Origin of the sequence: Limnobacter sp., assembly GCF_964228395.1 — a bacterium.
Lineage (GTDB): Bacteria > Pseudomonadota > Gammaproteobacteria > Burkholderiales > Burkholderiaceae_B > Limnobacter.
In genome coordinates this window covers 1-10,094 of sequence record NZ_CAXQZX010000138.1, presented here as the reverse complement: position 1 = coordinate 10,094, position 10,094 = coordinate 1, and the positions used below count along the sequence as shown (strand labels likewise).

General features: G+C 52.8%; 8 protein-coding genes and 3 tRNA genes. 10 read left to right on the top strand and 1 reads right to left on the bottom strand.

The features are described from left to right. On the top strand, positions 1–1,075 hold a 1,075-nt coding region (locus ACEQU8_RS11740; protein ID WP_370263801.1), incomplete at its 5' end, for an efflux RND transporter permease subunit. A 4-nt stretch (positions 1,076–1,079) separates the two neighbouring features. Here the strand turns inward: ACEQU8_RS11740 and ACEQU8_RS11735 are convergent. Further along, positions 1,080–1,964, bottom strand: coding sequence for a squalene/phytoene synthase family protein (locus tag ACEQU8_RS11735; RefSeq protein WP_370263800.1), 885 nt, complete (start codon positions 1,962–1,964; stop codon positions 1,080–1,082). Between ACEQU8_RS11735 and ACEQU8_RS11730 the strand changes: the two genes are divergently transcribed. The 9 genes from ACEQU8_RS11730 to ACEQU8_RS11690 all read left to right on the top strand — a co-directional run. Beyond that, positions 1,965–2,049: transfer RNA gene (locus ACEQU8_RS11730), tRNA-Leu, on the top strand. Positions 2,050–2,206: 157 nt separating this feature from the next. Further along, a complete protein-coding gene (gene tig / locus ACEQU8_RS11725; RefSeq protein ID WP_370263797.1) occupies positions 2,207–3,511 on the top strand; it encodes a trigger factor in 1,305 nt (434 codons plus the stop codon). Positions 3,512–3,534: 23 nt separating this feature from the next. Next, complete coding sequence (gene clpP / locus ACEQU8_RS11720) at positions 3,535–4,182, top strand: ATP-dependent Clp endopeptidase proteolytic subunit ClpP (protein ID WP_370263802.1); 648 nt, start codon at positions 3,535–3,537, stop codon at positions 4,180–4,182. A gap of 47 nt (positions 4,183–4,229) precedes the next feature. After that, positions 4,230–5,504 carry an ATP-dependent Clp protease ATP-binding subunit ClpX gene (gene clpX / locus ACEQU8_RS11715; RefSeq protein ID WP_370263796.1) on the top strand — a complete coding sequence of 425 codons (1,275 nt, stop codon included), beginning with the start codon at positions 4,230–4,232 and terminating at the stop codon, positions 5,502–5,504. A 178-nt stretch (positions 5,505–5,682) separates the two neighbouring features. Then, positions 5,683–8,091, top strand: a complete 2,409-nt coding sequence (lon, locus tag ACEQU8_RS11710) for an endopeptidase La (RefSeq protein ID WP_370263795.1) — start codon at positions 5,683–5,685, stop codon at positions 8,089–8,091. A 217-nt stretch (positions 8,092–8,308) separates the two neighbouring features. Then, positions 8,309–8,581: an HU family DNA-binding protein gene (locus ACEQU8_RS11705; RefSeq protein WP_370263793.1), complete on the top strand. Its 273-nt coding sequence runs from the start codon at positions 8,309–8,311 to the stop codon at positions 8,579–8,581. A 152-nt stretch (positions 8,582–8,733) separates the two neighbouring features. Next, a tRNA-Val gene (locus tag ACEQU8_RS11700) sits at positions 8,734–8,809 on the top strand. Between the two features lie 24 nt (positions 8,810–8,833). Further along, positions 8,834–8,910 (top strand) — tRNA-Asp (locus ACEQU8_RS11695). Between the two features lie 168 nt (positions 8,911–9,078). Next, positions 9,079–10,094 (top strand): SurA N-terminal domain-containing protein (locus ACEQU8_RS11690; RefSeq protein ID WP_370263791.1); only part of this gene is annotated, 1,016 nt, incomplete at its 3' end.

Genomic DNA, 10,094 nt, shown 5'->3' with positions numbered 1-10,094 from the left:
ACCCGTGACCTACCCGGTTCAGTTTGTAGTGCAGGGTCCCGATCCCCGGGTTGTTCGTGGCGTGGCAGATCGCGTTAAACAGGCTGTGGCCGGCAGCGAATACACGCGTGGAACGCACGACAACTGGAATGAAAACATCACAGTGATGAAGGTGGAAGTGGATCAGGCGCGCGCTCGAGCCCTGGGCGTGAGCAGTGAAAGCATCGCCCACGCCTCGCATGTAATTTTGTCGGGTGCTCCCATTGGTCAATATCGCGAAAACAACCGCCTGATTGACATTGTGTTTCGAAATCCGGTCGAAGAGCGCGACACGCTCGCTGAATTGTTGAATGCCAATGTACCCACCGCCAGCGGCGCGTACGTGCCCTTGTCCCAGGTGGGGCGTGTGGACATGAGCTTTGAACCCGGTGTGATCTGGCGCGAAAACGGCGATTTTGCCATCACAGTGAAGGCTGATGTGGTGTCAGGAATTCAAGGCACCACGGTGGCGTTGGCCATGGACAAAGCCTTGACCCCGCTTCGCGCGGAATTGCCATTGGGTGTGCAAATCAAGCTCGATGGGCTGGCTGCTGACTCAGGCAAAGCGCAGAAGTCAATCATGGTCAACGTGCCGCTCATGTTGTTCATTGTGCTGACTTTGTTGATGCTGCAACTCAAAAGCTTTGGTCGAACTTTGCTGGTGTATTTCACTGGGCCCCTTGGCATTATTGGCGCCGCCCTGGCATTAATCGTGAGTGGCAAACCATTTGGATTTGTGGCTCAGTTGGGGGTGATTGCGCTGTTTGGCATGATTATCCGCAACTCGGTCATTTTGGTGGACCAAATTGAGCAAGACCGCGCCGCGGGGGTGCATCCCTTTGAAGCCATTATTGAATCGACCATCCGCCGCTCTAGGCCCATCTTGCTCACGGCTGCCGCAGCCGTACTGGCCATGATCCCCTTGATGCGCTCGCAGTTTTGGGGGCCGATGGCGGTGGCCATCATGGGCGGGTTGCTGGTGGCCACTTTGCTCACCCTGTTCTTTTTACCAGCTTTGTATGCGGCGGCTTACCGGGTTAAAAAACCGGTGGCTTGACCAATTACCACTGCAGCACATGGGTGGTCCAGGCCGTGGAAAACTTTTTCCACGGCGTGAGCGCTTTTTGCTCGGAAAGCAGTCGCTTGCCATCGGCTTTGTGCACCCGCCATTCGGCCAAGCGCATTCGATACAGGGCCCTCAATGGGCGACAAAACAGGCGCTGCTCCTTTGGCATGGCTGTCCAAGCTTTTTGTGCAGCGTTTTGTATTTGTGACACCACGTCTTCAAAAAGTGCGGCAGTGTTGGCGTCGTGTTCACGGCGTTTAATCTGGCTGGCCTGCACGCCAAATTGGCTTAGCATGGTCACCGGAATGGGCTGGAATTGTTCATCCAGATATTTAGCCAAACTTAACAATTGAGCCAGTTGGCCGCTGCTGGCCCAAAACGCCAGCAGTTGCTCGGTGTTGTTGCGCAGCAAGCCCTGCTGATGCATGCGAACACCAAGCAGCTGCACCCAAGGCTGCAGCAAAGCTTGGGTGTGGGCATGCCATTGTGCAAACGTGTCGAAGCGGGCCACTTCGCAGCCTTGAACGGTGGTTTCTATGAGCATGGCCCAGTCGTCGGGCCCGAGACCGGCCACGGTGGCTGCGGACATGGCTTGAATCACGGGATGGGGATTGCTGTTGCTTTGTGCTTGCGAGAGGGCGTTGCGCCACCAGCCCAGCTTCACCTGGGTGAGGCCGGCCTCCAACTGCCGCATGCTGGCTTGCCGCAACTCATGATTGAGGGCAAAGCATCCCAGCCAAAACGCTTTTTGGGGCTCGGGTTGGAAGAGGGTGGCGTAGTGCAGGCCACTGGTGGGACCAGCAATTTTTTCTCTACAGTAGGCCAAAGGGTTTTCTAGTGACATGCCCGGCATAATACGCGCTATAATGTTCGGCTGCATGCGGATGTGGCGAAATTGGTAGACGCACCAGATTTAGGTTCTGGCGGGGTGACCCGTGAAGGTTCGAGTCCTTTCATCCGCACCAAAACTCCCCCTCAGTGGCGCACCCTGCGCGCCAAACCCGCTCCATACTTGTGTAAGATAACGGCAATTGTAGAACCATTCCTCCAACTTTGGTGGGCGTTCCGCTAACCCCTTTAACCCTGTCGGCCACAGGCCGGATTCTAGTCCAAGAGTTTGAAATGACTGAAACAACCAACACTGTCAGCCCACTTGAGAAAACAATCTCCCTGAAGCTTTCAGTAGACAAAATCAATGCGGAAGTTGAAAAGCGCCTGAAAAAAGTGGCTCGCACAGCCCGCATGCCTGGTTTCCGCCCCGGTAAGGTACCCATGAAAATGGTGGTACAAAACTATGGCCCCCAAGTGCACTCTGAAGTGCTAAACGACGAACTCGGCCGCACCTTCAACGAAGAAGTGCAAAAGCAAGACCTGCGTGTGGCCGGCACGCCAAAAATTGAAGCCGCTGACGACGCCGGCGAGGATTCATTCGCATTCAAGGCCACCTTTGAAGTGTTTCCCGAGGTGAAGTTTGGTGATTTTTCCACCCTTGAAATTGAAAAAACTGTGGTGGAAGTCAGCGACGCCGAGGTTGAAAAAACAATCGAGATTCTGCGCAAGCAGCGTGCGACGTTTGCTGAATCTGATCGTGCTTCCCAAGAAGACGACAAAGTCACGCTCGATTTCACCGGCAAAATTGATGGCGTGGCCTTCGATGGCGGCACCGCTGAAGACTTCTCTTTCGTATTGGGCAAGGGCCAAATGCTGCCCGAGTTCGAAGCCGCAGCCAAGGGCATGAAAAAGGGCGAAGAGAAAACGTTTGATCTCGCCTTTCCAGACGATTACCACGGCAAAGACGTGGCTGGCAAAACTGCCCAGTTCACCATTGTGATCAAAAAGGTGGAAGCACCTCAGTTGCCCGAAGTCAATGAAGAGTTTGCAAAAGCCATGGGCATTGCAGATGGCAGCGTTGAGAAGCTGCGTGATGACGTGCGTGTGAACCTAACGCGTGAAGTAAACAACCGCACCAAAGCGCAAACCAAAGAAGCTGTGATGAATGCCCTGTTGAAAGTGGCTGAATTTGATGTGCCCAAGGCTCTGATTGCCACCGAAACAGCCGAGCTGGCCAGCCGCGCCCGCCAGGACCTGAAGGCCCGTGGCATGCAAAACGTCGAGCAAATCCAGTTGCCTGAAGATATTTTTGCCGCGCAAGCAGAACGCCGCGTTCGCTTGGGTCTGATCGTGTCTGATCTGGTCAAGCAAAACGCCCTGCAAGCCAAGCCCGAGCAAGTGCGTGCCTTCATTGAAGAGCAAGCTCAAAGCTACGAAAACCCTGCCGAAGTAATGCAGTGGTATTTCCAGGACCGCGCGCGTTTGGCGGATGTTGAAGCGGTTATTCTGGAGGACAATGTGGTTGACTTCACATTGGGCAAATCCAAAGTAACCGAGAAAAAACTGTCTTTTGACGAACTGATGGGAAATAAGTAAATATGATTTGGGACCCTCGCGCCATGACCGGCCAATTCAATAATTCCAGTTTTACCGAGCCACAGGGCAATATGTACGTGCCCATGGTGATTGAACAAAGTGGTCGTGGCGAACGGGCCTACGATATTTACTCCCGCTTGCTGCGCGAGCGGGTTATTTTCCTGGTGGGCCCCATCAACGACCAAATGGCCAACGTGATCGTGGCCCAGCTGTTGTTCCTTGAGTCAGAGAACCCAGACAAAGACATCGCCCTGTACATCAATAGCCCTGGTGGTTCAGTGTCTGCCGGCATGGCCATTTATGACACCATGCAGTTCATCAAGCCCGATGTGTCAACATTGTGCACAGGGCTGGCTGCGTCCATGGGGGCGTTTTTGTTGTCCTCTGGCGCCAAAGGCAAGCGCTTCTCTTTGCCCAACAGCCGAATCATGATTCACCAGCCCTTGGGCGGTGTGCAAGGGCAGGCCTCCGACATTGAAATTCATGCCAAAGAAATCCTGTACCTGCGTGAAAAGCTCAACGGAATTCTGGCTGAAAACACCGGCAAGCCCATTGAGACTATTGCACGCGACACGGATCGTGATAACTTTATGGGGGCGGATGACGCCAAGAGTTACGGTTTGATTGACGATGTGCTGAAGCACCGCGTTGCGCCTACCGAGAAGAAATAACCATGCCAGTTGGCCCACTCAGCGGTGGGCCATCCCGAGGATCCAAGATGTCAGAAAAGAAAGGCTCCAGCGAAAAGCTGCTGTATTGTTCCTTCTGTGGCAAGAGCCAGCACGAAGTTAAAAAACTGATCGCCGGACCTTCCGTGTTTATCTGCGATGAGTGCATCGAGCTTTGCAACGACATTATTCGCGATGAAGCGGCTGAAGCCAACGCAAACGGCGGTGGGGACAAGCTGCCTACACCCCAGGAAATTCGCGCCATTCTTGACCAATACGTGATTGGGCAAGACAAAGCCAAACGTGTGCTTGCAGTGGCGGTGTACAACCACTACAAGCGTCTGCGCCACATGGGCGCCAAGAAAGACGACATTGAGCTGACAAAATCCAATATTTTGCTGGTTGGGCCCACAGGCTCCGGTAAAACATTGCTGGCGCAAACGTTGGCTCGTTTGTTGAACGTGCCATTCGTAATTGCAGACGCCACCACACTCACCGAGGCTGGTTATGTGGGTGAAGACGTCGAGAACATCATTCAAAAGCTGCTGCAAAACTGCAATTACGAGGTTGAAAAAGCCCAGCGTGGCATTGTCTATATCGACGAAATTGACAAAATTTCACGCAAATCAGATAACCCTTCAATCACCCGCGATGTGTCGGGTGAGGGTGTGCAGCAGGCCCTGCTGAAGTTGATCGAAGGCACTGTGGCCTCTGTGCCGCCGCAGGGAGGGCGCAAGCACCCCAACCAGGATTTTGTGCAAATCGACACCACCAACGTGCTGTTCATCGTAGGTGGTGCTTTTGAGGGCCTGGACAAAATTATCCGCAACCGTTCTGAGCGCTCAGGCATTGGCTTTGGTGCTGAAGTTAAAAGCAAGAACGATGAGAACGTGGGTACCCTGCTGGCTGAAGTGGAGCCCGAGGATCTGATTAAATTCGGCATCATTCCCGAATTGGTGGGGCGCTTGCCTGTCATCGCCACACTGGATGAACTCGATGAGCCTGCGCTGATCGAAATTTTGACCAAGCCCAAAAACGCCATGGTCAAGCAGTTCGAAAAACTTCTTGAAATGGATGGTGCTGAGCTCGAAGTTCGTCCCTCTGCCTTGAGTGCGATTGCCAAGAAAGCAATACAACGTAAAACTGGTGCGCGCGGTTTGCGTACCATTCTTGAGCAGGCTTTGTTGGAGATCATGTACGAACTTCCCAGCGATCCCAATGTTAAAAAAGTGGTGATTGATGAATCCACCATCACCGGGGAAGGCCAGCCTTTGCTGATATACGAAGACCAGCCCAAGGTGGCCAGCAGCAAAGACAAATCCTGATTGCAAACGAGTGTGTCGGCCACTGCCTAAGCCGCTCGCAAAATGGTAAAAAAAGCCCAACTCCTCGGTTGGGCTTTTTCTTTTCGGTGGTATTGTTTAAGTCGTGAGTGTTCACACAAGGCTTGAATAAGCGCGTTTCAGCCCCATAGTTGGGGTATGCATTCAATAGGTGATTAATATGTCAGCAAACAACGTGCTTCCGGAACAACCCATCGACCTGTCGCTTTTGCCATTGCGTGATGTGGTGGTGTTCCCGCACATGGTTATTCCGTTGTTCGTGGGGCGTCCCAAGTCCATTAAAGCGCTTGAAATTGCAATGGAAACCGGCAAAAGCATTTTGCTGGTGGCCCAAAAGTCTGCCACCAAGGATGAACCCAGCGAAAAAGACATCTACAACATTGGCTGCGTGGCCAATGTGTTGCAAATGCTTAAGCTGCCAGATGGCACAGTAAAAGTGTTGGTAGAAGGCGTTCAGCGTGCGCGCCTGTTGAAAGTGAGCGACGAAGGCACACACTTTGCGGCGCAGGCCATGCCCTTGCTGCCCGACCCGTCACAAAGCCCAGAAACCGAGGCCATGAAGCGTGCGGTGATGGCGCAGTTTGATTCTTACGTCAAGCTGAACAAAAAAATTCCTCCAGAAATTTTGACCTCGCTGGCCAGCATCGAAGATGTGGGTCGACTGGCGGACACCATTGTCAGCCACTTGCCCTTGAAGCTGGAGCAAAAACAATCCATTCTGGAAACCTTCAGCATTGCTCAGCGCCTAGAGGCTTTGCTCTCCCAACTGGAAACTGAAATTGACATTCTTCAGGTGGAAAAGCGCATCCGCGGTCGTGTGAAGCGCCAAATGGAAAAGAGCCAGCGAGAGTATTACCTCAACGAGCAGGTGAAAGCCATTCAAAAAGAGCTGGGCGAGGGTGAAGATGGCGCAGACATGGAAGAACTTGAGCGACGTATCAAGTCTGCCAAAATGCCCAAGGAGGCCCTGAAAAAGGCCGAGGCTGAGCTGAAAAAGCTCAAGCTGATGTCACCCATGTCGGCAGAAGCCACGGTGATTCGCAACTACATCGACGTGCTGGTTGGCTTGCCCTGGAAGAAGAAAACCAAAATTAATAACGACCTTGGCAATGCAGAGCGCGTACTGGATGAAGACCACTACGGCCTTGAAAAAGTTAAAGAACGCATTGTGGAATACCTCGCTGTGCAGCAGCGTGTCGATAAGCTGAAGGCGCCCATTCTGTGCCTGGTGGGGCCCCCTGGCGTAGGTAAAACCTCGCTTGGTCAATCTGTGGCCAAAGCCACCAACCGGAAGTTTGTTCGCATGGCTTTGGGTGGTGTTCGCGACGAGGCTGAAATTCGTGGTCATCGTAAAACCTACATTGGGTCGATGCCCGGCAAGGTGCTGAACAGCATTACCAAAGTGGGTGTTCGTAACCCACTGTTCCTGCTTGATGAAATCGACAAAATGGGCATGGATTTCCGCGGGGATCCTGCTTCGGCTTTGCTGGAGGTATTGGACCCAGAGCAAAACAGCACCTTTGTAGATCATTACGTTGAAGTGGAGTACGACCTCAGTGATGTGATGTTTGTGGCCACGGCCAACTCGCTGAACATTCCCCATGCATTGCTCGACCGCATGGAAGTGATTCGTCTGAGCGGATACACCGAAGACGAAAAAGTGAACATCACGCAAAAATACCTCTTGCCCAAGCAGCTTAAAAACAATGGTGTGAAGGAAGAAGAACTGAGCGTTTCCGAAGCGGCCATTCGCGACATTATTCGCTACTACACCCGCGAGGCTGGCGTTCGCGGGCTGGAGAGTGAAATGTCCAAGATTTGCCGCAAGGTGGTGCGCCAAATGGTGCTGGGCAAAGACGCCAAGAAAGTCACGGTCACGCCCAAAAACCTCGATAAGTTTTTGGGTGTGCGTCGATTCAGCTACGGGCTGGCCGAAAAAGAAAACCAGGTGGGTCAGGTCACGGGTCTGGCCTGGACTGAGGTGGGTGGCGATTTGTTGACCATCGAGACTGTGGCCATGCCAGGCAAGGGGAACATTATTCGCACTGGATCGCTCGGTGATGTGATGAAAGAGTCCGTTGAGGCTGCACGTACAGTTGTCCGTGCGCGCGCCAAGCGGCTGGGCATTAAAAACGACACCTTCGAGAAGCAAGACATTCACGTGCACGTGCCCGAGGGGGCAACGCCAAAGGACGGTCCGTCCGCTGGCATCGCCATGACCACGGCGCTGGTGTCCACACTGACTGGTATCCCGGTGAAATCCACCGTGGCCATGACTGGTGAAATCACGTTGCGCGGCGAAGTGCTGGCCATTGGCGGCTTGAAAGAAAAGCTGTTGGCTGCTCACCGCGGCGGCATCAAAACCGTGTTGATACCCGAAGAGAACGTGAAGGATTTGGCTGAAATTCCAAGCAATGTGAAAAACAGCTTGGAGATTATTCCTGTGAAATGGATCGACCAAGTGCTACAAAATGCCTTGGAAGCCCAGCCAGAGCCGCTGCCAGACGAGCCAGAGGTGCTGGCCAGCAAACCTGAGGACAGCACTGCGAACCCAAGCCTAAAGCACTGAATTGTCACGGCATTTTACATAGGCCCCAAGCCATGCGGCTTGGGGCTTTTTTCTTGTGCATCGCGGAAAGCCGCGCCAGGCCTGAAAAATAAGGGTATGCACCCCGCAAAATGTGTTGACATCAGGGTTTGCGGCGTGTCTAAATTAGGCACTGGAAGCAACGTGGTGCCTGTGTGATCGGGCACTTTTTATTTGTCACCTTGAGGGGGCTTTTTACATGAATAAAACTGAATTGATCGACCACATCGCTGACTCAGCAGAAATTTCCAAGGCGGCTGCCGGCCGTGCACTGGACGCCATGATCGCTGCTGTGAAGACCACCCTGAAAAAGGGCGGCACAGTGACTCTGGTTGGTTTTGGTACCTTCGCTGTTGGTAAGCGCGCTGCACGCAGCGGCCGCAACCCACGCACTGGTGCAACCATCAAGATCAAGGCGGCCAAGGTGCCCAAGTTCCGCCCAGGTAAAGCCCTGAAAGACGCTGTGAATTAATTTTAAAAATTTCGCAGACAGGTATTGCAAGACGAATTAATCTCTGTATATAATTGCGGTCTTGGCTGATTCGCAAAGCGACAGTTACAAAACAAGAAAAACAAGCCAGCGAGTAACATCAAAAGCAAGTTGATCTGAGTAGCGTGACAGTCGGGTGCTTAGCTCAGTTGGTAGAGCGGAGCCCTTACAAGGCTTAGGTCGGGAGTTCGAGCCTCTCAGCACCCACCAAATTTGCATCAGCAACCAACTTCAGGAGTGGTAGTTCAGTTGGTCAGAATACCGGCCTGTCACGCCGGGGGTCGCGGGTTCGAGCCCCGTCCACTCCGCCAAAAAAAAAAAGGGAACCTTCGGGTTCCCTTTTTTCTTTTCACGATCTTCCGCTAGCACAACCGCCACTCGGTAATCAGCGCAAACGCTTGGGGTATGATTATGCGTTGTCGTTCACCCCAACTATTCAATTTCACATGTTTGATTTCATTCGCAATAACCAGAAAATAATGCAGTTCGTGCTGTTGCTGTTCATCGCGCCGGCATTCGCTTTGTTTGGTCTGGAGGGCTACAACCAGGTAAGTCAAGATGCCAATGCGCTGGCCAAGGTGGGCGACTACACCATCACGCAAGAAGAGTTTGACCAGGTCAAGCGTCAGCGCATTGAAGAGGCTCGCACTCAATCTGGCCCAAACTTCGACCCCAAGGTGTTTGACTCGCCTGAGATCAATCGCCAATTGCTTGACTCGATGGTGTTGCAATACCTGGTTCAGCAGTCGGTGCAGAAGCAGTACCTCACGGCCAGTGATGCAGCTCTGCAAGAAGAAATCAAAAACACGTCTTTGTTTCAGGTGGATGGGAAATTCAATCTTGAAGCCTACAAACGCGAATTGGCCGCACGTGGTTTAACACCCCCACAGTACGAAGCGAATGTGCGTTTTGCCTTGGCCAGAAACCAGGTGCTTGATCCTTTGTTGCGTGCATCTTTTTTTCCGGCCAGCATTGAAAAGCAACTGGACGATGTTCAGTTGGCCGGGCGTGTGGTACGCACCAAAACCATTGACCTTGCCCCCTACCTGGCGCAGGTCAGTGTTACTGAAGAGCAGATGAAAGCCTTCTACGACAATAACCAGCAGCAGTTTATGTTGCCACAGCGTGCACACGTGGAATATTTGGTGTTATCGGCTGATGACATTAAGGCAAAAATTTCAGTCAGCGATGAAGACGTTCAAAAATATTACGAGCAGAATAAGGCCCGTTTTTCGACACCTGAAGAGCGCCGTGCGAGGCACATCCTCTTGCCCATCACGGCTGAAGGCAAGTCGGAATCTGATTTGAAGGCTGAGGCAGAAAAAGTGTTGGCTGAGGTGAAGGCCAACCCCGCTCAGTTTGCTGAGCTTGCGAAAAAGTATTCAACCGATCCAGGCTCTGCAAGCCAGGGTGGCGACCTCGGTTTTTTTGGCAAAGGTGCGATGGTTCCCGAGTTTGAGCAGGCCGTGTTTTCTCAAGAAAAAGGACAGCTCAG